Source organism: Streptomonospora sp. PA3 (assembly GCF_009728995.1).
Classification (GTDB): domain Bacteria; phylum Actinomycetota; class Actinomycetes; order Streptosporangiales; family Streptosporangiaceae; genus Streptomonospora.
Genome location: NZ_VTZW01000019.1, coordinates 260,395 through 284,651, shown reverse-complemented (window position 1 = coordinate 284,651; position 24,257 = coordinate 260,395). Strand labels below are relative to the sequence as shown.

Here is a 24,257-nt window from a genome sequence, read left to right as displayed (position 1 = left end):
GGCTCCCGGCCGCGATAAGCTCGCTCAGTGTGAGTAGCGCAAGCCACAATGCCGGTGGGGTCGAGATCCTCATCCGCCGCCTCGACCCCGACCTGCCCCTGCCCGCCTACGCGCATCCCGGCGACGCCGGCGCCGACCTCGTCACCACCGAGGACGTGGTGGTGGGGCCGGGACAGCGGGCGGTGGTCGGGACCGGGATCGCCATCGCGCTGCCCGAGGGCTACGCCGCCTTCGTCCACCCCAGGTCGGGGCTGGCGGCCCGGTGCGGGCTCACCCTCGTCAACGCGCCCGGCACCGTCGACGCCGGCTACCGCGGCGAGGTGCGGGTGACCCTGCTCAACACGGACCAGGAGACCCCGGTCAAGCTCGCGCGCGGCGACCGCGTCGCCCAGTTGGTCGTCCAGCGCGTGGAGCGGGCCGAGTTCCGCGAGGTCGAGGAGCTTCCGGAGTCCGTGCGCGGCACGGGCGGCTTCGGTTCCACGGGCGGCCACGCGGCGCGCAGTTGACGACGACCACCACCCCCGGAGCCACATCCACCGGGGACGACCAAGCGGGAGAGGTGTAGGGCGTGTTCGGACGCCGACGCAAGAAGAAGGACGGCGAGGGCGCCGACGGCACCGCCGCCACCCACAGCGGCGCCGAGACCGACTTCGCCGGCCGGCCCGCGGACCCGCCGGATCCGGAGAAGGAGGCCGACCGCCACCGGGCCGACGGGCCCTGGGACGCCGGCGAAGAGGCGCCCGAGGTGCAGCGGATGGACCTCGGCTCCGTGCGGATCCCCGTGCGCGCGGGCATCGAGATCCAGGTCAACGTCGCGCCGCAGCAGAACCGCATCATCGGGGTCACCCTGCGCACCCAGCGCTCGGCGCTGCAGGTGCAGCCCTACGCCGCGCCCAAGTCCAGCGGTATCTGGGCCGAGATGCGCGAGGAGCTGCGCTCGCAGGTGACCTCCCAGGGCGGCAAGGTCGAGGACTTCGACGGCACCTTCGGCCCCGAGCTGCGGGCCGTGGTGCCGGTGGCCGGCAAGAAGGACGACCAGGGCCGCCAGCTCGGCGAACGCGTGCGGTTCATCGGCGTGGACGGGCCGCGGTGGGTGCTGCACGGCGTGATCCGCGGCGAGGGCGCCTCCAAGCCCCAGGCCATGGCCGAGATCGAGGAGCTGTTCCAGCAGATCGTGGTGGTACGCGGGGACAACCCGGCTCCGCCGCGCGAGATGCTGCCGATCGTGGTGCCGCAGGAGATCCAGCAGCAGATGGCCCAGGCCGCCGCCCAGCGCCAGCGCGCCGCGGGCGACGGCGCCTCCGCCGAAGACGGAGGCGCGGCCCAGGCGTGAGGTCCGGCGGATAGCGGCGCGGTGGCGGGTGATTGAGCCCGCGGTCGTCGGTTCGGGTGCCCGCCGGTGCGGGCCTGCGACGGGGGCGGCGAGGTCGGCGGGTGGCGCGGTCGGCGCCCATCGTTCAGGATGCTCGCCGGTGGCCCGCCCGACGAGGGCGGCGAGGGCGGCGGGTGGCTCAGCCCGCGGTCGTCGGTTCGGGTGCCCGCCGGTGCGGGCCTGCGACGGGGGCGGCGGGTGGTTCGGGGCGGCGGGTACCGGTTGCCGTCGGCCGGTGGCTGATCACCCGACGGGGCGGCGACGATGGCACTGGGTTGAGCCCGCGGTCGTCGGTTCGGGTGCCCGCCGGTGCGGGTCCGCGACGAGAGCGGCGACGGCGGCGGGTGGCTGATCACCCGGCGCGGCGGGGGAGCGGGGACATTTCGGGCATATCCCTTCGGGCGGGTCGACGATGCCCGCCGATGGCGCGCGGTGTCGCTGCGCGGCACACCGGAGCCCCGGATTTTCCGGGATGCGGAAGGAAACCGGGGTGGTTCGCCCGAAATGCCCGGCTGTGGCGGCGGCGGATTCTGCCGGAGCGCCACGAGATGCGCGGATGGAGCGCTTCGGGCGCGAATTCCGCTCCAAACGCCATGATCATCGCCGTCCCGGGCTGCGCGGACCGCCTCGGCGCCCCCGCATACCGGACATCGCGGGACGATTCAATGCCTGGGATCGCCCGCCGCGCAGCCGGAAGCCGCCCCGGCGGTCACGCGGCGCTTGTCGTCGCTCCATCGCCGCCCCATAGATTCTCTATGTCCGGTTTCTGTGTCCGGCTCCCGCGTCGAGGGTGTCCGTGAGGCCACTCTCGACGCCGAGAGTGGCCTCACGGACACCCTCGACGCAACGGGCGCGGGAGAGAGTTAGATTAAATCGGGCATTCGGGGTTTCGGGTGGGTGTGCGGAGGTGGGAGAGACAGATCGGAATCCGCCCTCGCGCGCCGCCGCCCGTTTCGTGGGCCACCGGCGGGCACCGGGACCGGTGGGCGCGGGTTGTACCCCGTGCCGCCCTCGCCGCCTCGTCGGGCGATCGGCCATCCGCCGACGGCAACCGGTGGTCGTCCAGCCCGAACCCCCGTCGTCGCTGCCCTCGTCGCGGACCCGCACCGGCGGGCACCGGGACCGGTCCGCGCGGGCCGGGCCCCGCGTCGTCCTCGCCGCCTCCGTCGCGTGGGTAACCGGCGGGCACCGGGACCGGTGGGCGCGGGCTGCACGCCGCTCCGCCTTCGCCGCCTCGTCGGGCGGTCGGCCATCCGCCGACGGCAACCGGTGGTCGTCCAGCCCGAACCCCCGTCGTCGCTGCCCTCGTCGCGGACCCGCACCGGCGGGCACCGGGACCGGTGGGCGCGGGCCGGGCCCCGCGTCGTCCTCGCCGCCTCCGTCGCGTGGGTGACCGGCGGGCACCGGGACCGGTGGGCGCGGGTTGCACCCCGTGCCGCCCTCGCCGCCTCGTCGGGGGATCGGCCATCCGCCGACGGCAACCGGTGGTCGTCCAGCCCGAACCCCCGTCGTCGCTGCCCTCGTCGCGGACCCGCACCGGCGGGCACCGGGACCGGTGGGCGCGGGCTGCACGCCGCGCCGCCTTCGCCGCCCCGCCAGGCGATCGGCCATCCGCCGACAGCAACCGGTGATCGCCCAGTCGGCCGTCCGCCGCCCTCGCCGGGTGCTCAGCCGGCGCTCACCCGTACCGATCCGAGCAGGCCGGCCCTTCCGCCGTCCTCGCCGCCCCATCGCCCATCGCCCACCGCCACCGGCCTCGCCGCTCCGTGGCCCAACGGTTCCCGCACACGCCCGAACCGGGGCGCGGGTGTGCCGAGCGCGGCCGGAAAACGGTTTGCGGCCCACCGCGATCCCCGCGAGTCTGGACCGATGCTGATCCGACGCGAGACCGCCGCGGACGCCGCGGCCACGGCCGCGGTGACCGCGGCGGCCTTCGCAGCGCACGTGCCCGCCGACCCCCCGCCCGGCACCGAGCCGATCGAGGTCGCCCTGCTCGACCGGCTGCGCGAGGACGCCGGCTGGACACCGGAGTACTCGCTGGTGGCCGTCACCGCGCCCGGCTCCGCCGCCGCTGCGCCCGCCGACTCCGCCGGCTCCGCTCCAGCCGGCTCCGCCCCCGACGGCGCCGTCGTCGGTCACGTGGTGTGCACTCGCGGTTCCGTGGGCGGCGCCGCGGCCCTGGGACTGGGCCCCATCAGCGTCGCGCCCGCCCACCAGGGGCGCGGGATCGGCACGGCGCTGATGCACGCCGTGCTCGGGGCGGCCGAAGCCCGGTCCGAGCCGCTGGTCGCGCTCCTGGGCGAGCCGGCCTTCTACGGCCGGTTCGGCTTCCGCCCGGCCGCCGAGCACGGGATCGCCGCACCGGATCCCGCGTGGGGGGACTACTTCCAGGTGCGCCTGCTGAGCGCCCACACGCCCGCCCACCGCGGCGCGTTCCGCTACGCCGCGCCTTTCGACAGCCTGAGCGCATAGGCGTGCTCGCCGCTCTGCCGTGTGCGCGAAGGCGCCGAGCGGCCGGCATCCGCCCCGCATGCGGGCACGTGGAATCGCGGCCGGGCCGGCGGACCGCCGCGGTGTTCACGCTCGACGCCCACGAACCCGGAGGTTGACGTGGATCGGCACAGTGGCAGCCTGGTCCCCGAACCCGTCCTTGACGACGGCACGGTCCGACTGCGCCGCTGGGACCCTGCGGACCACGCGTGCGTGCAGGCCGTGAGCGACGAAGGCGTCGTCCCGCAAGGCACCACCGTGCCGGCCGTGTTCACCGAAGAGGCGGGTAGGGCCTGGATCCGGCGCCAGCACTTGCGGGTCGTCCGCGGCCAGGGGTGGTCTCTGGCGGTGACGGAGACGTCCCGCGGGCGGGCCGTGGGATGCGCCGTCCTGCTGCTGCGGCCGCAGGCGGGCGTTGCCGGCCTGGGGTACTGGATGGAGCCGGGCGCGCGCGGCCGGGGCCTGGCTTCGCGGGCGGCGGCGCTGCTCACCGAGTGGGGGCTCGGGGAACTCGGGCTTGCCCGAGTCGAGGCGTGGGTCGAACCGGGCAACGCGGCCTCGGCGGCCGTGCTGTCGCGGTGCGGGTTCGAGTACGAAGGGCGGCTGCGGTCGTTCCTGGCTTTTCCCACCCGCCGCGCGGACGCGCTGGTCTACTCGCGCATCGCCGCCGGGTGAAGCGCGCGGCGCGTCCTCGCCTGCCCCTCGGGACCGCCGTCCCGGCGGACGCACACGCTCGCGCCCGGGTCAGTCTCCGGCAGGGCCGGGGTCCTGCGGGGCGGTGACCGTGCCCAGGAAGAGCACCGCGGAGCGGCGGCGCAGCACGAAGGTGAAGGGGCGGTCGGCGACGAAGCGGACGGGGCGGCCGGCCACGGCGGCGACCGTGCGCATCACCACCGCCGTGGCGGCCGCCCCCTCCGCGCCCTTCTCGTCCACGCGCAGGACCGCCTCGTGGACGACCTCGTCGATGCGCAGCGGGCGCTCACTGAGCGCGGAGAAGTCCGCCCGGTCGGTGAACGCGGTGGTGAGCCCGGCGTTGGCCAGCGGACCCGACAGCGCCGCGCGCGAGCGCACCTCGAAGCGCGGCAGCGCGAGGTCGACGTCGGCAGCGGAGGCGGCGCGGTAGAGCGCGGAGAGCGCCTCGGGCGCCGGCGCGGCGCCCGCCGCCGAGGGGTCGTCGGGCAGCAGCACGTCCAGCGCGAGGTCGTCGGCGGCGGGCAGCGTCACCATCCGCCAGCCCGCCGCCTGGGCGTAGGGCCGGCGCTCGCGGCGGCGCATCATCGGGACCCGGTGCCTGCCCGCAGGGGAGTGGAAGGTCGCGGGCGCGGTCTCGCCGGGGTCGAAGGGCTCGGACCAGCGCACGCGCGCCCACAGCGCGTTGAGCAGCAGCGCCTGGGTGGAGGCGCGCACGTCTCCCGGCCGCAGCAGCTCCCGGATCAGGCCGCGGGTGACCTCGGCGGCCTCGGCGTTTGCCTCCTGGCGCACGCGGTCGGCGGCGCCGGCGAAGTCGGCGGTGCGCACCGACGAGGCGGGCCGGGCGCGCACGGCGGCCTCGAACTCCGGCAGCACCGCCAGATCGTCGCGGACCCACAGCGCGGTGGAGAAGGCCAGGTCGGGACCGCCGGCGACCGCGTCGTCCAGCGCTGCGAGGTGCTCGGCGACGTCGCGGCCGAGCAGGTCCTCGAACTCGCGCCGGGTGGCGCCGCGCGCGCCGCCGGCCACCAGGCCCAGCGCGCCGGCGAGCGACAGCGGGGACCAGGCGCGTTCGAGCATGCCCGCCTCCGCCAGCGCCGCGTCGAGTCGAAGGGCGAAGTCCAGGTGGTCGGGACGCAGGGGCATCCTCATCGCACACTCCAATCGTCCGGCATCACCGGAAGCGTCCGCCGGTCGGCTCTGCGGCAAGGCTAGCGTCCGGCGCCGGCGGCGGGCCGGTCGGCCGCGGCCGGGGTGCGCCGACCAGCGATCGATCGTTGCAAAGATGTTCGAACCAGTATTGACGGGAGGTTTCGCGGAGCTTAATCTGAGCCTCCAAGTGGTCGGGAAGCGCTTTCCTTAAATCGATTTAATAGGCAGGAAGGGCGGTCACCACCATGGTGAAGCGGATGGGCGGTGCGACGACGTCGGCCGCGGCGGCTGCGTTGGTCCTCGGGTTGGTGGCGACCGGCTGCGGAGGCGGAGAGGGCGGCGGCGCGCCCGAGATCCGCTACTCGTGGTGGGGCAACGCCGAACGCGCGCAGATGATGCGCGAGGCCATCAAGCTCTTCGAGCAGGAGCACCCCGACATCTCCGTCACGCCGACGTTCTCGGAGTACAACACCTACTGGGAGAAGCTTTCCACGCAGGTGGCCGGTGGCGGCATGCCCGACGTGCTGCAGATGGACAACGCCTATCTGCGCGAGTACAGCGACCGCGGCGTGCTGCTGGACCTCAGCGGCCAGGAGGGCCGCAACCTCGACACCGCAACGCTGCTGGAGGGCCTCGGTACCGCCGGCGTCATCGACGGCGCGCGCTACGGCGTGCCCATCGGCGGCAACACCTTCTCCCTGGTCTATGCCCCCGAGGTGTTCGAGGAGGCGGGCGCGCCCATGCCCGAGGACGGCTGGACGTGGGAGGAGTACGACGAGGCGCTGAGCAAGGTGAGCGCCCACACCGACGGCGACCCCTACGGCGCCTCCGACTACACCGGACTGATCTGGGTGCTGGAGGCCCAACTGCGCCAGGAGGGCGGTGCGTTGTTCACCGACGACGGCAAGCTCGGCTTCAGCAAGGAGCGGCTCGCCGAGTTCTGGGCGAGCGGTGAGGACCTGCGCCAGGACGGCGCCGTGGTGCCCGCCGACAAGGCCGCGCAGGCCCAGCCGCTGGCACCGCTGGGCGCCAACCTCTCGGCCTCGGAGTTCACCTGGGACAACATGCTCACCCGCTACGTCGAGGAGTCCAAGCTGGACCTGGAGCTCGCGCCGCTGCCCACCGACACCGGCGATTCGGGGCAGTACCTCAAGCCCTCGATGCTGCTTTCGGCCTCGGCCCAGACCAGCCATCCCGACGCCGCCGCGAAGTTCATCGACTTCATGATCAACGACCCCGAGGTCGCCGAGATCTTCGGCGGGAACCGCGGAATCCCGGCCAGCCGGACCCAGCGCGAGGCGATCGACTACACCGGGGTCGACCAGGCCATCGTCGACTACGAGGACTCCCGCATGGCCGACCTGCAGGAGGCGCCGCCCGCGCCCCCGGCGGGCGCCGGAGCCCTGGAGACCGAGTTCATCCGCCTCTCCGAAGAGGTGCATCACGGGCAGATGAGCCCGGACGAGGCCGCCGCCGAGTTCGTGTCCTTCGCCGAGCGCACCCTGAGCTCCTGACTCCGGGGAAGGAGACCGCGCAGATGCCCCGGACGGCCCAGGACACCCGGCGCGAGCAGCGCGCCGCGGTGGCCGCCCCACCGCCCGCACCCCCGCCCGCGCCGGGGCGGGCGTCCCGACGCCGGCGCCCCCGCGACCGCGAAGGCGCCGCCGGCTACATCTTCCTGTCCCCGTGGATGCTGGGCTTCCTCGGGCTGACGCTGGGGCCCATGCTGGCCTCGCTCTACCTGTCCTTCACCGACTACAACCTGTTCACCGCGCCCTCCTGGGTCGGACTGGACAACTACCGCCGGCTGTTCGCCGACGACCAGTGGCTCCAGTCGATCCGGGTCACCGCCCTCTACGTGCTGCTGGCGGTGCCGCTGAAGCTCGCCCTGGCCCTGGCCGTGGCGATGCTGCTGGCCGCGCCCCACCGCGGCCAGGGGATGTACCGCTCGGCGTTCTATGCGCCCTCCCTGCTGGGCGCCAGCGTGAGCGTCGCCCTGGTGTGGCGGGCGCTGTTCTCCGACGGCGCCGTGGTGGACCGGCTGCTGCGCTCGGTGGGCGTGCAGACGGGCGGCTGGGTCGGCAACCCCGACTACGCGCTGCTGCTGCTGGTGCTGCTGGCGGTCTGGCAGTTCGGGGCGCCCATGGTGATCTTCCTGGCCGGGCTCAAGCAGGTGCCGCGCCAGTACTACGAGGCGGCGGAGGTCGACGGCGCCGGCTGGTGGCGCCGGTTCCGGGCGATCACCCTGCCGATGATCTCGCCCGTGCTGTTCTTCAACCTGCTGCTGGAGACGGTCAACTCCTTCCAGGTGTTCACCGCCTCGTTCGTGATCAGCGGCGGCACCGGCGGCCCGGCCGGCTCCACGCTGATCTACACGCTCTACCTGTACCAGCAGGCGTTCACCCACTACCAGATGGGCTACGCCTCGGCGATGGCCTGGATGCTGATCCTGGGCGCCGGGCTGGTCGTGGTGGCGCTGTTCCGCATGTCGCGGACGATGGTGTTCTACTCCGGAGACGAGGGCAGATGAGATCCTCCGCCGCTACCCGGCCCCGGCGCGTGCTCTGGCACGCCCTGGCACTGGCGCTGCTGGGGCTGATCATGTATCCGCTGGTGTGGGTGGCCGGGGCGTCGTTCACCCCCACCAACGACGTCGTCGGCAACACCGAGCTGCTGCCCTCCGAGCCCGTCCTGGACAACTACGCCCGGGCGCTGGAGGGGATGGCCGGCATCCCGGTGTGGCGGTTCCTGGGCAACTCGCTGCTGCTGGCGGTGCTGACCGTGGTGGGCACGGTGGCGTCCTCGGCGCTGGCCGCCTACGCCTTCGCCCGGCTGCGCTTCCGCGGGCGCAACACGATGTTCGTGCTGATGATCGGCACGCTGCTGATGCCCTTCCACGCGGTCATCATCCCGCAGTACATCATCTTCCAGCAGCTCGGCCTGGTCGACACCTACATCCCGCTGCTGCTGGGCAAGTTCCTGGCCACCGAGGCGTTCTTCGTCTTCCTGATGGTGCAGTTCATGCGCCAGCTGCCCCGCGAGCTGGACCAGGCGGCCCGCATCGACGGGTGCGGCTACTGGGGGATCTTCTGGCACGTGATCGCCCCGCTGTCGCGCCCGGCGTTCGGCACGGCCGCGATCTTCGCGTTCATCTGGAGCTGGAACGACCTGTTCGCGCCGCTGATCTACCTGAACACGCCCGAGCGGTTCCCGATCCCGCTCGCACTGCGGATGTTCGCCGACCAGACCAGCACCAGCGACTTCGGCGCCATGATCGCCATGTCCGTGATCGCGCTGATCCCCGTCGTGCTGTTCTTCCTGGCCTTCCAGCGGCTGCTGGTCCAGGGCATGGCCACCAGCGGACTGAAGGGGTGAGGGCGATGGCAGGCGGCGGCACCGCCCGGACCGCGCCGCGCGGTCCGGCCCTGTCGCGGGCGGCCCTGTTCGGCGAGTGCCTGCTGGTGGGGGCGCTCACCCTGGCGGCGGGACTGGCACTGGTCACCCTGCCGGCGGCGCTGGCGGCCGGGTGCGCGCACGTGCGCGCGCACACCGACGGCGAGGGCGGCACCGCGCTGGCCGACTTCGCGGGCCGGCTGCGCGCGGCCTGGACGGGTTCCTGGCGCCTGGGCCTGGCCGTGCCGGCCCTGGCCGCGGTGCTGGCGGCCGACGTCCTCATCGTCGCCGCCTTCGACCCGCCCGGGGGAGCGGCCGCCCTGGCCGGCTGCGCCGCGGCGGGTGCGGGCGGCGCCGTGCTGCTGGTGCGCGCCGCCGCGGCCTGGCGGCCCGGCCGCGCCTGGCGCGGCGCCCTGCGGTCCGCCGCCGTCCGGGCGGGCGCCGACCCGACCGGCACCGCCCTGCTGGCGGTCGCGCTGGGCGTCTGCGCGGTGGTGACCTGGGCGATGCCCCCGGCACTGGTGGCCCTCGCCGGCTGCCTCCTGCTCGCCGCGGTGGTCGTGGACAAGCGCGGGGGAGGGTGAACCCCCGCGGACCACCGCGGTGAAGGCCGCCTACGGAACGGCCCGCCGGAGGCGGCCGTTTCATGTGTGCCTCCGGACGTGCCGCGGCGACACGCGTCGCACGGCATTCCGGGCGGATGCGAACGTATCGCCGCTCGGCGCTGAAGAGCGCGCATGGGGTGCCCTAGGGTGGATGGCGAAGCCGACGCCTAATCTGGAGCGTTATGACCGACCACCAGCGCGCCGCCGACACCGCCGCATCCGCCGGTGGCCGGTCCGGATCCGAGACCGCCTCGGAGGGCGCCCCCGATTCGCGGTCGGCGGGGCCGGACCGCGTATCCGAGGACGAGGTCGCCGCCGTGCTGTTCGGTCCCGGCGAGGATGCGGAGACTCCCGGGCAGGACGGCTCGAAGCCCCCTGGCAGCGGCGGATCCGGCGAGCCGGACGGCTCACCGGACGCGGACGGAGCGCGCGAGATCTCCGAGCAGACCGTCGAGGCCGTGGTCCGCAAGCAGCTGGCCAAGGCCCTGGGCGGCAAGCGCGGCATGCTGGAGACGGCCGTGCCCACGCTGGGCTTCACCTTCTCCTACCTGGCGCTGGAGGACCTGCGCACGGCGCTGGGCCTGGGGTTCGCGCTGGCGATCGCACTGGGGGTCGTGCGGCTCATCCAGCGCTCCTCGGTGCAGTTCGTGGTCAACAGCCTCTTCGGCATGGGCATCGCCGCCGTCTTCGCGCTGCGCAGCGGCGAGGCCGAGGACTTCGCGCTGCCCGGCATCATCTACAACGCCGTCTACGCGATCGTCCTCACGCTGACCATCCTCATCCGCTGGCCCGCCATGGGCCTGCTGATCGGCGCCGTCACCGGCGACGTCACCGCCTGGCGCCGCAACCCCGCGGTCGTCAAGCTCAGCTCCCGGCTGACCTGGCTGCTGGTGCTGCCGTGCGTGATCCGGGTGGCGGTGCAGCTGCCGCTGTGGGCCGCCGAGAGCTACGGGGTCGCCAACACCTTCGCGCTGCTTGGCATCGCCAAGATCGCCATGGGCTGGCCGCTGCAGGTCGCCGCGTTCGCGGCCATGGTGTGGCTGCTTGCGCGGGGGCGCACCCCGGTCGGCACCGCCGAACCGCTCGGACCCGACGCCGACGACGGCCCGGCCGAGTCCGGCGACCCCCCGGCTCGGCCGTAAGCCGCGCACGCCCGGACGCGCCGCGCAGGCACCGGGGCCGGCCGGGTGCGTGCCCGCTCAGTCCTCCGGCGCCAGCAGCGCGCCCAGTTCGTCGACGGACTCGGCGCTGCTGAGGAAGACGAGCTCGTCGCCGCCCCGCAACGGCGTCTTGGGGTCCGGCGCCTGCACCCGGCCCTCGCGAACCAGCGCCACCAGCACGATGCCCTCCGGCAGCGCCGGTGCGATCTCGCCCAGCGGGCGCCCGCCGTGCGGAGAGTCCGCCGGAAGGGTGAACTCCAGCAGGTCGGTCTCGGGCAGCGACAGCGCGCTCAGGGCGTCGGGGACGTCGGTCTCCTCCTCGGGCTCCTCCACCAGCGCCGCCATCATCCTCGGCGGGGAGACGGCCACGTCGACGCCCCAGGACTCGGTGAACAGCCACTCGTTGCGCGGGTCGTTGATGCGGGCGATGACGCGGCCCACCCCGAACTCGGTCTTGGCCAGCAGCGAAACCACCAGGTTGACCTTGTCGTCGCCGCTGGCCGCCACGACGGCGTCGAACCCGGCGAGCCGCGCGTCCTCCAACGACGACAGCTCGCAGGCGTCGGCCAGCAGCCACTCCGCCCGCGGCAGGTCGTCCACGCCGATGGACCGGGAGTCGCGGTCGATCAGCAGCACCTCGTGCCCGCTGTCGCACAGCTCGGCGGCGATGGAGCGCCCGACGCTGCCCGCTCCGGCGATGGCGACGCGCATCCTAGTCTCCCTGCCTGTCGTCGGCCGCCTCGCCGAGGCGGGTGTGGATCCGGTCGATGTCCTCGGTGCGGGTGAGCACGTGCAGGACGTCGCCGGCCTGCAGGGTCTCGTCGCCGCGGGGCAGCAGGATGTGCCCCGCCCGCACCAGGTAGGCCACCCGCAGCGGGAACGCGCCCTCCAGCTGCTCGACCCGCCGGCCCACCCAGGGCGCGCCCAGCGGGGCCTCGGTCATGACGAGGGTGCCGGAGGGGTCGCGCCACAGCGGGCCGAGGTCCAGGCCGGGGGAGCCGGGGACGAGGCGGCGCAGGATGGTGTCGGCCGTCCAGTGCACCGTGCCCACCGTGGGGATGCCGAGCCGCTGGTAGACGGCCGCGCGCCGGGGGTCGTAGATGCGCGCCACGACGTGCTCCACGCCGAAGGTCTCCCGCGCCACGCGGGCGGTGATGATGTTGGAGTTGTCGCCGCTGCTGACGGCGGCGAAGGCGGAGGCCGACTCGATGCCCGCCGCCACCAGCACGTCGCGGTCCTGGCCCGCTCCGCGCACGGCGGCCTTGGCGGTGGCCGGCCGCAGCCTGCGGAACGCCTCGGGCTCCTGGTCGATCACGGCGACGGTGTGCCCCCGGTCCTCCAGCGTGTGGGCGAGCGTCGAGCCCACCCGCCCGCACCCCAAGATCACGATGTGCACTGCTCACTCGCTTCTGCCGTAGCTCCTCGAAAAGGCGGGTCCGGCCGACCGCCCGCCCCTGGGCGACGGTATACCCATCGCGGCCTCCGCGGGGGGTACGGCCCGCCCGCGAACGGCCGCCGGCGGCGGCCCTGTGCGGTATGCGCCCTCGGCTAGAGTGGCCGGAGCTGGGCGGTGGCGCTGCGTGGGAGGTCACCTGCGTCGAAAGCCCCGTACCCACCCGTATCCCGGAGGTCGTCTGCGTTGAGCCCTGCCCGAAATCCGAACGCCGCCGCGGACGCCCCCGCGGCGCCCGGCATGGCCGGCGAGGAGCTGCGACTGCGCGTGGAGGGCGCCGCTCACGGCGGCTGGTGCGTGGCGCGCCACAACGAGCGCGTCGTCTTCGTGCGGCACACCCTGCCCGGGGAACTGGTGCGCGCCCGCGTCACCGAGGAGACCGCGCGGTTCCTGCGTGCCGACGCCGTGGAGGTGCTGGAGGCCTCGCCCGACCGGGTCGAAGCGCCCTGCCCCTTCGCCGGGCCCGGCAAGTGCGGCGGCTGCGACTGGCAGCACGCCTCGCTGGAGGCGCAGCGCCGGATCAAGGGCGAGGTCGTCTCCGAGCAGCTGCGCCGCATCGCCCGGATCGACCGCGAGGTGCACGTGGAGGAGCTTCCCGGTTCCCCGGACGGCCTGGGCTGGCGCACCAGGGTGCGTTTCGCCGTCGACTCCTCGGGCCGGGCCGGGCTGCGCCGCCACCGCTCACACGAGATCGAGCCGATCGACCGCTGCCGGATCGCCCACCCCCGGGTCGACGAACTCGGCGTGACCGAGTTGGAATGGCCGCGGATGCGCGAGGTCGAGGCCGTGGCCTCGGGCACCACCCGCGACGCCGCGCTGGTGGTCACCCCTGAGGGCGCCAAGGTGCCCGCGCTGCCCGAGCCCAAGGCCTCCTCGGCGCTGCTGCGCCGCTTCCGCAACGGCCGCCTGCAGCAGGTGCGCGGCCGGCGCCACGTCCGCGAGCAGGTGGGCGGGCGCGAGTTCCGCGTCAGCGCCGGCGGGTTCTGGCAGGTGCACGAGTCCGCCGCGCAGGTGCTTTCGGACGCCGTCGTCGCGGCGCTGGCGCCCGAGCCGGGAGAAACCGGGCTGGACCTCTACTGCGGTGCGGGCCTGTTCACCGCGGCGCTGGCCGAGGCGGTGGGCTCGCAGGGCCGCGTCCTGGGCGTCGAGAGCGATGCCGAGGCGGTCCGCGACGCGCGGCACAACCTGCGCGACCTGCCCTGGGCGCGGGTCGAGCACGCCGACGCCGCCGCGCAGCTGCGGGAGTGGGTGGACATGCGCGTGGACTTCGCGGTCCTCGATCCGCCGCGCACCGGCGCCGGCACGGTCGTGGCCCGCCAGCTCTCCGAGCTGCGCAACCGCCGCGTGGCCTACGTCTCCTGCGATCCGGCGACCCTGGCCCGCGACCTGGCGGCCTTCGTGGAGGAGGGCTACGAGCTGACCGAGCTGCGCGCCTTCGACTCCTTCCCGATGACCCACCACGTGGAGTGCCTGGCGGTGCTGCGGCGCGACTGAGCCGCAGTATCCGGCGCCGGGTCGGGCGGGGGCCGCGATCCCCGCCGCGATCGGCGCGCGGCCGTGCGCAGCGTCGCCGCTGCGACGCGCCGCGGGTCGGGGCCGCATGCGGCCGAAGCGGCGGCCGGGTCCGGTGCGTTGCGATTCCGCCTTTGCGGCCCGGCGGTACGACAATGGCCTCATGCGCTTGAGGATCTTCATCGAACCGCAGCAGGGTGCGAGCTACGACACCCAGCTGGCGGCGGCAAAGGCAACCGAGGACCTGGGGTTCGACGGCTTCTTCCGGTCCGACCACTTCCTGAAGATGGGCGACGTGGACGGCCTGCCCGGGCCGACCGACGCCTGGGTCACCCTGGCCGGGCTGGCGCGCGAGACCTCCCACGTGCGCCTGGGGACGCTCATGACCGCCGCGACCTTCCGCCACCCCGGGCCCCTCGCGGTCGCGGTGGCCCAGGTCGACAGGATGAGCGGCGGCCGCGTCGAGTTCGGCTTCGGGGCGGGCTGGTACGAGGACGAGCACACCGCCTACGGCATCCCCTTCCCGGCGTCGGCGCGCGAGCGGTTCGACCGCTACGAGGAGCAGCTGGACGTCATCACCGGCCTGTGGGCGACGCCGGTGGGCGAGACCTTCCGCTACGCGGGGCGGCACTACCGCTTCTCCGAGGGCCCCGCGCTGCCCAAGCCGCAGCAGGCGCCGCGCCCGCCGGTGCTCATCGGCGGCACGGGGCGCACGCGCACCCCTCGGCTGGCGGCGGCGCACGCCGACGAGTACAACGTGCCCTTCGCCTCCGTCGAGGACACCGCGGCGGCCTTCGACCGGGTGCGCGCGGCCGTCAAGGCGGCCGGGCGCAGCGAGCCCATGCGCTACTCCGCGGCCCAGGTCGTCTGCTGCGGGCGCGACGACTCCGAGGTGGAGCGGCGGGCGGCGGCGATCGGGCGCGCGCCCGAGGAGCTGCGCCGCAACGGGCTGGCGGGCAGCCCGGCCCAGATCGTCGACAAGCTCGGCCGGTTCACCGAGATCGGCGCCGAGCGGATGTATCTCCAGGTGCTCGACCTGTCCGACCTGGACCACCTGGAGCTGATCGCCTCGCAGGTCTCCCGCCAGCTGCAGTAGCGGCGTCAGGCGGCCGGCGGCGCCGCGCCCCCGGAGTCGCGCGGCTCCTCCTCCCGGGCGGGCGCCGCGTCCGCCTCGGAGCCCGGCTGAGCCGCTGCGGCCCGGCGGCGGCGTCGCCGGGAGACCGCGTCCAGCGCGAACCCGGCGGCGAGCATGGCGATCCCCAGCGGAATCGTCCAGTAGGGCGATCCCGCGGAGGCCACCGCGGCCGCCCCGGGAGAAAGCAGGGTGATGACCCCCCAGACGATGAGCGCAATGCCGCAGAAGACGAAAATGAGCATGTCGCGCAGTGAGCGCATCGCTTGGAGCTCCTCGGGGGTCTCGGTCGTGGGGCGGGCGCGCCCGCCGCGGCCGGTGCGGGGATCGCGCCTCCGCCGCAGGGTGTGTTCGGCTGTAGGACGTCCGCGCCGGGGGCGCGGTTCCCCGCGTGTTTTTCTGCTTTTCCCGCGGGTGTGCGGGGCGCTTTGAGGCGCCGTCTTCCCTCCTCGCTCGGTCGCACTATGTTCCCCGCGGGCCTTCGGGGTGCTTCGACGCGCCGTCTTCCCTCCTCGCTCGGTCGCTCGTTCCTCGCTTCCTCGCTCGTCAGTCCAGACGGCGCCGCACCCCTCCGGCCCGCTCAGGGCCTCGCTTCCTCGCCCGTCGGTCCGGACGGCGCCGCGCCCCGCCCACCCGCTCGGGGCCTCGCTCCCTCGCTGGTCGGTCCGGACGGCGCCGCGTCCCGCGCACCCGCTTGCGTTAACTTGATGTCGAGATACCCGTCGGATACCTTGATATCGAGATAAAATGAGGTGCAGAAGGGGACGGGTCGCACCGGCCGTCCCACGCGCGCACAGCCGTGCCGCGTGCTGCCGGCCCCCGATATGCGCGCGGCGCCGGGGACCGGGCGGACATCGCTGGTAGAACGGGGAGACCGGCGTGCCGTGGGGTGGTGCCGCGGCGCACTCCGGGCCGTCTCGATTAGGCCAGCCTCAGTGATGTCCCGCGCCTGCGCTACGGCAGGATGCTGGGAGAAAAGTGGCGAGATCAGGAGGCAAACACCGTGTCCGCGAACAGCTTCGGCAGCCGTGACACGCTCCGCGTTGGCGAAGAGTCCTATGAGATCTTCCGCTTGGACGCCGTCGAGGGCGCCGAGCGGCTCCCCTACAGCCTGAAGGTGCTGCTGGAGAACCTGCTGCGCACCGAGGACGGCTCGAACGTCACCGAAGAGCACATCCGGGCCCTGGGGCGGTGGGACGCTAAGGCCCGGCCCACCCAGGAGATCCAGTTCACCCCCGCCCGCGTGATCATGCAGGACTTCACGGGAGTGCCCTGCGTGGTGGACCTGGCGACCATGCGCGAGGCCGTCGGCGACCTCGGCGGCGACCCGGCCAAGATCAACCCGCTGGCTCCGGCCGAGCTGGTCATCGACCACTCCGTGGTGGTCGACGTCTTCGGCCGTCCCGACGCCTTCGAGCGCAACGTCGAGATCGAGTACGAGCGCAACCGCGAGCGCTACCAGTTCCTGCGCTGGGGCCAGACCGCCTTCGACGAGTTCAAGGTCGTCCCGCCCGGAACCGGCATCGTGCACCAGGCCAACATCGAGCACCTGGCCCGGGTGGCCATGGTCCGCAACGGCCAGGTCTACCCCGACACCTGTGTGGGCACCGACTCCCACACCACCATGCAGAACGGCCTGGGCATCCTGGGCTGGGGCGTGGGCGGCATCGAGGCCGAGGCGGCGATGCTCGGCCAGCCCATCTCCATGCTCATCCCGCGGGTGGTCGGCTTCAAGCTGACGGGCTCGCTGCGCCCCGGCACCACCGCCACCGACCTCGTGCTCACCGTCACCGAGATGCTGCGCGAGCACGGCGTGGTGGGCAAGTTCGTGGAGTTCTACGGCGAGGGCGTGGCCTCGGTGCCGCTGGCCAACCGCGCCACCATCGGCAACATGAGCCCGGAGTTCGGGTCCACCGCGGCGATCTTCCCGATCGACGAGGAGACCATCCGCTACATGAAGCTGACCGGGCGCCCCGAGTCGCAGACGCGCCTGGTCGAGGCCTACGCCAAGGAGCAGGGCCTCTGGCACGACCCCGCCCGCGAGCCCGTCTACTCCGAGTACCTGGAGCTCGACCTCGGCGACGTCGTGCCCTCCATCGCCGGCCCCAAGCGGCCCCAGGACCGCATCGCGCTGTCGGCGGCCAAGCCCACCTGGCGCCACGACGTGCAGAACTACGTCATCAGCCCGGTCGACGAGGCCTCCGACGAGTCCTTCCCGGCCTCCGACGCCCCCGCCCGGCCGGCCAACGGGCAGCGCCCCAGCAACCCGGTCCAGGTGACCCTCGCCGACGGCACCCGGACCGAGATCGACCACGGCAGCGTGGTGATCGCCGCCATCACCTCCTGCACCAACACCTCCAACCCCTCGGTCATGCTCGGCGCCGCGCTGCTGGCCAAGAACGCGGTGGAGAAGGGCCTGACGCGCAAGCCGTGGGTGAAGACCTCGCTGGCGCCGGGATCCAAGGTCGTCACCGACTACTACGAGCGATCGGGGCTGACCCCCTACCTCGACAAGCTCGGGTTCAACCTGGTCGGCTACGGCTGCACGACCTGCATCGGCAACTCCGGCCCGCTGCCCGAGGAGATCTCCAAGGCAGTCCAGGAGCACGACCTGGCCGTCACCTCGGTGCTCTCGGGCAACCGCAACTTCGAGGGCCGCATCAACCCCGACGTCAAGATGAACTACCTGGCCTCGCCGCCGCTGGTGGTGGCCTACGCCCTGGCCGGGTCCATGGACCTCGACCTCACCACCGAGCCGCTGGGCACCGGATCCGACGGTCAGCCCGTCTACCTGGCCGACATCTGGCCCACGCCCGAGGAGATCGAGGACGTCATCGGCACCGCGATCGCCTCGGACATGTACGAGAGCGCCTACTCCGACGTCTTCGCCGGTGACGAGCGGTGGCGGTCGCTGCCCACGCCCACCGGAAACACCTTCGAGTGGGACTCCGACTCCACCTACGTGCGCAAGCCCCCCTACTTCGAGGGCATGGGCGCCGAGCCCGAGCCGGTCTCCGACATCTCGGGCGCGCGGGTGCTGGCCAAGCTGGGCGACTCGGTCACCACCGACCACATCTCGCCGGCCGGCGCGATCAAGCCCGACAGCCCCGCGGGGCAGTACCTCAAGGAGCACGGAGTCGCGCGCAAGGACTTCAACTCCTACGGTTCGCGGCGCGGCAACCACGAGGTGATGATCCGCGGGACCTTCGCCAACATCCGGCTGCGCAACCAGATCGCACCGGGCACCGAGGGCGGCTTCACCCGCGACTTCACCCAGGCCGAGAACCCCGCCGACGCGCCGGTGACCTTCATCTACGACGCGGCGCAGAACTACGCGGCCCAGGGCACGCCGCTGGTGGTGCTGGGCGGCAAGGAGTACGGATCGGGCTCCTCGCGCGACTGGGCGGCCAAGGGCACCCGCCTGCTGGGCGTGCGTGCGGTCATCGCCGAGTCCTACGAGCGCATCCACCGCTCCAACCTCATCGGCATGGGCGTGCTGCCGCTGCAGTTCCCCCAGGGCGCCTCGGCCGACTCGCTGGGGCTGACCGGTGAGGAGGCCTACTCCATCACCGGGATCACCGAGCTGAACGAGGGCCGGGTGCCGCAGACGGTCAAGGTCTCCACCGACACCGGGATCGAGTTCGACGCCGACGTGCGCATCGACACCCCCGGCGAGGCCGACTACTACCGCAACGGCGGCATCCTGCAGTACGTGCTGCGCCAGCTCATCGGCAAGTAGGCCGGATCCGCGCCGCGGCCCGTGCGGCCGCTTGCGGACACCGGGGGCCGCCGCCCGTCGCCGACGGGCGGCGGCCCCCGGCCTGTTGCGGCCGGTCCGCTCCGCGGCGGTCCGGTGCCCGGTCGGCCGGATCCCCGATATCGGCCTTGCGCTGTCCCGCGGCACCGATAATGTCATCCCCGCACGCGCGGAGAAGGCGACGGGAAGGACGGCATGAGCGAGGGCGGCACCGGGGGCAGCGAGCGCTTCGCCGGTCGGTACCGGCTCATCGAGCCGCTGGGGCGCGGCGGGTTCGGGGAGGTCTTCCTCGCCGAGGCGTCCGACGGCACGCGGGCGGCGGTCAAGCTGCTGCATGCCACCTGGGCGGGCGACGGCGACATGCGCCGGCGCTTCGCGGCCGAGGTGGAGCAGGCGCGCAGGGTGAGCGGCTTCTGCGTCGCCGCGATCCTGGACGCCGACCCGCACGCCGAGCAGCCCTGGATCGCCACGGAGTACATCGACGGGCCGACGCTGGAAGCCGATGTGCACGGGAACGGTCCGCGCCAGGGCACGGACCTGCACCGGCTGGCCGTGGCCACCGCCACCGCTCTGGCCGCCATCCACGGTGCGGGCGTCGTGCACCGCGACCTCAAGCCCGGCAACATCCTGCTCGCGGGCGACGGTCCCCGCGTCATCGACTTCGGTATCGCCCGCGCGATCGAGGCCACGTCCATGACGGCCAGCGGCGTCGTCGGCACCATCGGCTACATGGCCCCCGAACAGCTCGAAGGGGCCCGGCTCACCCCGGCAGTGGACGTGTTCGCCTGGGGCGCGGCCATGGTCTACGCCGCTACCGGGCGCGAGGCGTTCGCCGCCCCCACTCAGGCGGCCCGGATGACGCGCGTGCTGACCGGCGAGCCCGACACCGGCGACATGGCGGACCCGCTGCTCTCCGTCGCGCTCGCCTGCCTGGACAAGGACCCCGCGCGCCGCCCGACCGCGCGCACGCTGCTGGACATGCTGCTGGGCGCGCACGTGGCCGACGCACCGGGGGAGCGGGTGCAGGCGCCCGGGGCCGAGTGTGCGCAGGCGGCCTCTGCGGATGCCGCCACCGCGAGGGCCGTGGCGGCCGAGGCCACGCGCGTGGATGCGGAGGCCGCCACCCGCGTCGAAGGCGATGACCCCACGCGCGTCGAGGGCGCCCGGGACGGCGCGACACGGGTGGAGACCGCCCGCACCGGGGCCGCGCCCGCCGCACCGCACGCGGTCAGGAACGAGATCGAGCCGGGCGGCGACCACGGAGCCGGCCGGAGCGGCTCCGGCACGCTGCGCTACACCGGCCTCGCGCCGGCCGGAACCCCGCAGGCCCTCGATGATCCTTCACGGGCTCGGCCCTCGGGCCCGGCGCCCGCCTCCCCGGTTCCCGCATCCACGGCCGGGGATCGGCACCCCGGCCCTTCGCCGCAGGTGCCCGGCCGCACGGGCGGCACCGTCGACCTGGGGCGGCCTGCAGCCGAGGGCGTGCCGCCCTACTGGTTCGCCGGGCATCGCTGCACCGATCCGGGCGCGCTGGCCGCCGCCATGCAGGCCGACTGGACGGCCGCCGTCGGCGTCTTCAGCGACGAGGAGGAGCGCACCGCGCTGGGGGCGTGGATGGTCGACGATGTCGGCGACACCGCCACCGACCGCTCGATCTTCCGCCGCCGCCCCGACGACGCCAACCGCGCGGTCGCCTGGTTCATCGCCCAGCAGCGCCCGGACCTGCCGCCGGTCTTCCGCGGCCGCCCCGCCGCCCTCGCCGATCTGCGCGAGCGCTTCAGCCGGGTCCGCCCGGCCGTCACCGGCGCGCCGCCCGACAACGAGCTGGTGCTGCTGGCGCGCCCGGATGTACTGCGCCTGCTGGCCCTGCACGATGCCCCCGACTCCGCCGACCTGCGCAGGCTGGCCGACGACCTCGCAGCGGCCGAGCAGGCCGCGAGCGGGTTCCGCCGCCGACTGGAGGACGCCGTGCCGCGCTTGGCCCAGCGCGCCGCCGTCGACTCCGCGCTCATCCTCTCGCTGCTGCTGCAGGACCGGTCGCTGGCTCCCGACGCCGACGACCGCCCCGAGGTGGCCGAATGGTACGGCGCGCTGTGGTCGGCCGTGGAGCGCGAGCAGGGGGCGGCGCGGGTGGGATCGAGCGCCGCCGCGGCCTCCGTGGCCGGCGAGGCCCGCGACAGCGCGCTGCGCTCCGCCGAGTGGAGCGCAGCCCTGGCCCAAGCCGAAGGGGAGCGCGACGCGGCGGCCGAGCGCTGGAAGCGGGAGGCCAGGCTGTTTCGCGCGCGGATGTGGGGTCGGCGCATCCCGTACTTGCTGCCGGCGCTGCCCGTGGTGGCCTATGTCGCCGACGTCGCCTCGGGAGGGTATGCCCCGGAGCCCTACGACATGCTGGACCTCGGAATCTGGCTGCTCATCGCCTGGGGGCTGTCGCGGCTGGTCTGGTGGGTCGCCGGACTGTTCAGCGGCCCCCGCAACGGGTTCCCCAATGCGGTGCAGGCCGCTCAGGCGCGCTTCTACCAGCTTCGAGACCACGCCCTGTACCTGGAGGAAAGTGTGCAGCGGATGCGCGGCGAGCTGCGCGCCGTGCGCGAAGCGCTTGGCCCCTGAGGCCCCGCGGGGGCGGGTGTCAGATCCGGGCGTCGGCGACCGAGCCGGTGAGGTCGCCCTCGTGGTCGACGGCGACGCAGGTGATCCGGCGGTCGTTCAGCAGCGTCCACTGCCACCGGATGGGCAGGGCCATCCGCAGGTCGAACACCGACCGCAGGTGGTCGAGTCCGACGTAGTCCTCGAACCGTCCGGGGCATTCCCGCATGGCCCTCTCCAGCAGCGCGTCCTCACCGGGGTATGCGCCGTCCTCCAGCGCGACGTGTGCGAGGACCTCGCCGAGGTGCGGCTCGTCGCAGTCGACAGGGACGGCTCTGCGCAGCGACATGGCCCCGACCAGGCAGTCGCCGACGTCCATGGCCTGGACGGGGTTGGGGGCGGGCAGCACGCCGCAGCCGGTGAGGGTGAGGCCGGCGGCGCACGCCGCGGCGGCTCGCAGGAGGATGGTCGTCGAGGGCATGGGGGATTTCCGTGGCAGGGGATGCGGCAGCGGGGGCCGCGCACGCGCCGTCGAGCGGCGCCGCGCGGTGCGGACCCGCAGGACGAGGATAGGGGTCGTCTTCGTCGCATTCACCCTGGTATGCCGGAATGTTGGGCTGCCGAAGCCGGATCGGCACCGGCCCCCACACACACGGCGGGCGCGGCCGCCGGCTGCGGCCGCGCCCGGAACGCTCCGGGGTCAGCGCCCGGCGCCGGAGAGGCTGCCGGTGGTGTCGCCCGCGGGGTCGTAGACGATGCACAGGATCTCGCGGTCGTTCAGCTCATTCCACGTCTGCTCGGTGGGGTAGAGCATGTGCATGTCGAGCTGGGAGTCGGCGTAGGGCACGCCGATGAACGACTCGAACTCCCCGGTGCAGGCCTCCTCGGCGCGGGTGGTCACCTGCGAGTCGCCGGGGTAGGAGCCGTCGTCCATCATGACGCTGGCGAACACCTCGCCGAAGTGCGCCTGTCCGCATTCGACGGTGGCGGCTTCGGAGATCTCCCCGCTGCCCAGTTCGTCGGCCAGGCAGTCGCCGACCTTGAGCTGGAACACGTCGTCTCCTTGCAGGGCGGCCAGCGCGCCGCAGCCAGAGATGGACAGACCGGCGGCCGCGGCGGCGCACATGGCCGCGATGCGCAGCGTGTACGGCCGGAGGGTCGTCGAAGGCATGGGGGTCTCCGTCTAGTCGGTGAATGGTTCGGCGAAACCGCCGGGCAGGCCGACGCCGCCGGACGCCCGGGCGGTGCAGAGTGCCGGCGCCGGCGGACACTCGGCCGGGGCAGGGGCCCGAGCCGCCGCACAGCGGGGGTTGTGCGCTCTGTACCAGGCTCTGACGCGTCCGCGCGGTGCCGCGTTCCCCGGAATCGCGGAACGAACCTGTGTCCGGTGTCACATCCCGAGGCGGCGCACCGCAGGGGCGGCGTGCCGCGGGCGGGAGGCGCACGGCCGCGGCCGCCGGCAGCGGCGGCCCTTCACAGCTCCACCTTCATCGGCTCCTTGCTGGGCTCGGGCATGCCCCCCGCGGGCTCCATGCTTATGCCCAGCTGCTCGGCCGAACCCATGTCCCCGGCCATGCCCGAGTAGACGCCCTCGTCGGTGCGCTCGAGCATCCCGGCCGAGCGCATCCCGGAGTCGTCGACGTACCACAACTGGTAACCCATCCCCTCGGGAGTGGGCGGCAGGCCCTTGACCACGACCATCACCATGTCGCTGCGCTCGGAGGCGAACACGGTCGCCTGCGCACGGCTGTGGCTGACCGGCTCCTCGCTCATGCTCGTGTCCGAGGCCGCCAGCAGCGCCTCGACCTTGGCGCTGTGCTCGCTCATCTCCTGCATGCGCTGGGCCATCGCCAGCACCGTTCCGCCCAGCACCAGCACCAGCACGGCACAGGCCGCCGCCAGCAGCCACGGCAACCTGCGCCGCAGCCGGCCGCGGCCGGCCATGCCGACCACCTGCGCGCCCCCGCCGCCGCTCTCTCCGGAGGGCCGCGGCGGTGCCTGTGCCCCGGCGCCCTGCTCGGCCGCGGGCAGCGAGTCGGCCGTCTCCGGCGGCAGTTGGCGCACCGTCGGAACGGTGGCGCGCAGCCGCTCCCAGACCGCATCGGCCGGGCGCTCGGACTGGGCGTAGGCCAGCCGCACGGCCGTGGCGCGGAAGTCGGCGAGGTCGCGGCGGCAATCGGCGCACTCCTCGATGTGGCGCCGCGCGCGCTCGCGCTCCTCGCCGCTCAGCGCGTCGACCGCGTAGCCGGCGGTCAGTCCGTGCACGTCGTGCTCCGGCAGGCTCACACCATCACCCCCAGGCAGTCGCGCAGCCGGATGAGTCCGTCGCGCAGCCGGCCTTTCACCGTGGTCAGCGGCACCCCCAGCAGTTCCGCGGCCTCGCGCTGGGTGTAGCCCGTGTAGTAGGTCAGCCGGACGGTCTCGCGCTGCTGCTCGGTCAGCCGGCGCAGGCAGCGGCGCACCTTCTCGCGCTCCAGCCGGTGCTCGACCTGCTCGGCGACATCGTCGGGAGCCGAGGACTCCGGGGCCAGCCGCCCGGCCACCTCCATGCGGGCGCTCGCCGACTGCTCCGAGCGCACCCGGTCCACGGCGCGGCGGTGGGCCAGCGTCAGCGCCCACGCGCGCACGCCGCCCCGGTCGGGGTCGAAGCGCGCGGCGAGCCGCCACAGCTCGGTGAACACCTCCTGGGTGACCTCCTCGGCCTGGGCCCGATCGAGCATGACGCGCCGCACGAGCCCGAAGACCGGCCCCGACAGCTCGCGGTAGACCTCCTCGAAGGCGGCCAGCTCGCCCAGGGCGGTGCGCTGCAGCAGCGCCACCAATCGGTGCTCGCCGTCCGCCGCGCCGCCGGCATCCTGCGCGCGGCGCGGCGGCTGCGCCGGTATCGCCTGCTCCACTTGTGCCACCGTCCTCGGCTCCGCCACTCGTCTGCGTTCCATACTGCATTCGGAGGCGGAG

Annotated in this window: 21 protein-coding genes; 13 read left to right on the top strand and 8 right to left on the bottom strand. The window is 73.9% G+C overall.

Going from position 1 to position 24,257, the window contains the following annotated elements; genetic code table 11:
* Positions 1–29 precede the first annotated feature (29 nt).
* From dut to FZ103_RS20575, 4 genes are all read left to right on the top strand, one after another.
* Positions 30–506 carry a dUTP diphosphatase gene (gene dut, locus FZ103_RS20590; RefSeq protein ID WP_186356603.1) on the top strand — a complete coding sequence of 159 codons (477 nt, stop codon included), beginning with the start codon at positions 30–32 and terminating at the stop codon, positions 504–506.
* Between the two features lie 62 nt (positions 507–568).
* On the top strand, positions 569–1,333 hold the full coding sequence (locus FZ103_RS20585) for a DUF3710 domain-containing protein (RefSeq protein ID WP_186356602.1): 765 nt from the start codon (positions 569–571) through the stop codon (positions 1,331–1,333).
* A 1,908-nt stretch (positions 1,334–3,241) separates the two neighbouring features.
* The gene (locus tag FZ103_RS20580) at positions 3,242–3,844 is read left to right on the top strand and encodes a GNAT family N-acetyltransferase (RefSeq protein WP_156003507.1); all 603 of its coding nucleotides are present in this window, start codon (positions 3,242–3,244) and stop codon (positions 3,842–3,844) included.
* 138 nt (positions 3,845–3,982) lie between these two features.
* Positions 3,983–4,537, top strand: coding sequence for a GNAT family N-acetyltransferase (locus tag FZ103_RS20575; RefSeq protein WP_186356601.1), 555 nt, complete (start codon positions 3,983–3,985; stop codon positions 4,535–4,537).
* Between the two features lie 69 nt (positions 4,538–4,606).
* Here the strand turns inward: FZ103_RS20575 and FZ103_RS20570 are convergent, their stop codons facing one another.
* Positions 4,607–5,698 carry a serpin family protein gene (locus FZ103_RS20570; protein ID WP_156003807.1) on the bottom strand — a complete coding sequence of 364 codons (1,092 nt, stop codon included), beginning with the start codon at positions 5,696–5,698 and terminating at the stop codon, positions 4,607–4,609.
* A 314-nt stretch (positions 5,699–6,012) separates the two neighbouring features.
* Here FZ103_RS20570 and FZ103_RS20565 point away from each other — a divergent pair, with 314 nt between their 5' ends.
* The 5 genes from FZ103_RS20565 (at position 6,013) to FZ103_RS20545 (ending at position 10,844) form a co-directional block, all read left to right on the top strand.
* A complete protein-coding gene (locus FZ103_RS20565; RefSeq protein WP_186356600.1) occupies positions 6,013–7,218 on the top strand; it encodes a sugar ABC transporter substrate-binding protein in 1,206 nt (401 codons plus the stop codon).
* Positions 7,219–7,241: 23 nt separating this feature from the next.
* Entirely contained in the window at positions 7,242–8,234 is a 993-nt protein-coding gene (locus tag FZ103_RS20560; protein WP_156003505.1) for a carbohydrate ABC transporter permease, read from the top strand.
* Positions 8,231–9,079, top strand: a complete 849-nt coding sequence (locus tag FZ103_RS20555; protein WP_156003504.1) for a carbohydrate ABC transporter permease — start codon at positions 8,231–8,233, stop codon at positions 9,077–9,079. The genes FZ103_RS20560 and FZ103_RS20555 overlap by 4 nt, the downstream gene beginning before the upstream one ends.
* Before the next feature lie 5 nt (positions 9,080–9,084).
* The gene (locus FZ103_RS20550; RefSeq protein WP_156003503.1) at positions 9,085–9,681 is read left to right on the top strand and encodes a Poxvirus protein I5; all 597 of its coding nucleotides are present in this window, start codon (positions 9,085–9,087) and stop codon (positions 9,679–9,681) included.
* A gap of 203 nt (positions 9,682–9,884) precedes the next feature.
* On the top strand, positions 9,885–10,844 hold the full coding sequence (locus tag FZ103_RS20545) for a DUF3159 domain-containing protein (RefSeq protein ID WP_156003502.1): 960 nt from the start codon (positions 9,885–9,887) through the stop codon (positions 10,842–10,844).
* Positions 10,845–10,901: 57 nt separating this feature from the next.
* Here FZ103_RS20545 and FZ103_RS20540 read toward each other — a convergent pair whose 3' ends face one another.
* Positions 10,902–11,573 (bottom strand): TrkA family potassium uptake protein, encoded by a 672-nt coding sequence (locus tag FZ103_RS20540; protein WP_156003501.1) that lies wholly within the window; start codon positions 11,571–11,573, stop codon positions 10,902–10,904.
* 1 nt (position 11,574) lies between these two features.
* Entirely contained in the window at positions 11,575–12,258 is a 684-nt protein-coding gene (locus FZ103_RS20535; RefSeq protein ID WP_186356599.1) for a TrkA family potassium uptake protein, read from the bottom strand.
* 297 nt (positions 12,259–12,555) lie between these two features.
* Between FZ103_RS20535 and FZ103_RS20530 the strand changes: the two genes are divergently transcribed.
* Both FZ103_RS20530 and FZ103_RS20525 read left to right on the top strand, forming a co-directional pair.
* A complete protein-coding gene (locus FZ103_RS20530) occupies positions 12,556–13,809 on the top strand; it encodes a class I SAM-dependent RNA methyltransferase (protein WP_156003805.1) in 1,254 nt (417 codons plus the stop codon).
* Positions 13,810–13,990: 181 nt separating this feature from the next.
* Positions 13,991–14,923: an LLM class F420-dependent oxidoreductase gene (locus FZ103_RS20525; RefSeq protein ID WP_156003500.1), complete on the top strand. Its 933-nt coding sequence runs from the start codon at positions 13,991–13,993 to the stop codon at positions 14,921–14,923.
* Between the two features lie 5 nt (positions 14,924–14,928).
* Here FZ103_RS20525 and FZ103_RS20520 read toward each other — a convergent pair whose 3' ends face one another.
* Entirely contained in the window at positions 14,929–15,222 is a 294-nt protein-coding gene (locus tag FZ103_RS20520) for a hypothetical protein (protein ID WP_156003499.1), read from the bottom strand.
* A gap of 740 nt (positions 15,223–15,962) precedes the next feature.
* Between FZ103_RS20520 and acnA the strand changes: the two genes are divergently transcribed.
* Complete coding sequence (gene acnA / locus FZ103_RS20515; protein WP_343233624.1) at positions 15,963–18,698, top strand: aconitate hydratase AcnA; 2,736 nt, start codon at positions 15,963–15,965, stop codon at positions 18,696–18,698.
* Positions 18,699–18,911: 213 nt separating this feature from the next.
* A complete protein-coding gene (locus tag FZ103_RS25205) occupies positions 18,912–21,323 on the top strand; it encodes a serine/threonine-protein kinase (RefSeq protein WP_156003497.1) in 2,412 nt (803 codons plus the stop codon).
* A 19-nt stretch (positions 21,324–21,342) separates the two neighbouring features.
* Here FZ103_RS25205 and FZ103_RS20505 read toward each other — a convergent pair whose 3' ends face one another.
* The 4 genes from FZ103_RS20505 to sigK form a co-directional block, all read right to left on the bottom strand.
* Complete coding sequence (locus FZ103_RS20505; protein ID WP_156003496.1) at positions 21,343–21,780, bottom strand: septum formation family protein; 438 nt, start codon at positions 21,778–21,780, stop codon at positions 21,343–21,345.
* Between the two features lie 219 nt (positions 21,781–21,999).
* Positions 22,000–22,470: a septum formation family protein gene (locus tag FZ103_RS20500; protein ID WP_156003494.1), complete on the bottom strand. Its 471-nt coding sequence runs from the start codon at positions 22,468–22,470 to the stop codon at positions 22,000–22,002.
* Between the two features lie 302 nt (positions 22,471–22,772).
* On the bottom strand, positions 22,773–23,585 hold the full coding sequence (locus FZ103_RS20495; protein ID WP_186356598.1) for an anti-sigma factor: 813 nt from the start codon (positions 23,583–23,585) through the stop codon (positions 22,773–22,775).
* Positions 23,582–24,205 (bottom strand): ECF RNA polymerase sigma factor SigK, encoded by a 624-nt coding sequence (sigK, locus tag FZ103_RS20490; protein ID WP_394350125.1) that lies wholly within the window; start codon positions 24,203–24,205, stop codon positions 23,582–23,584. The genes FZ103_RS20495 and sigK overlap by 4 nt, the downstream gene beginning before the upstream one ends.
* Positions 24,206–24,257: the final 52 nt, after the last annotated feature.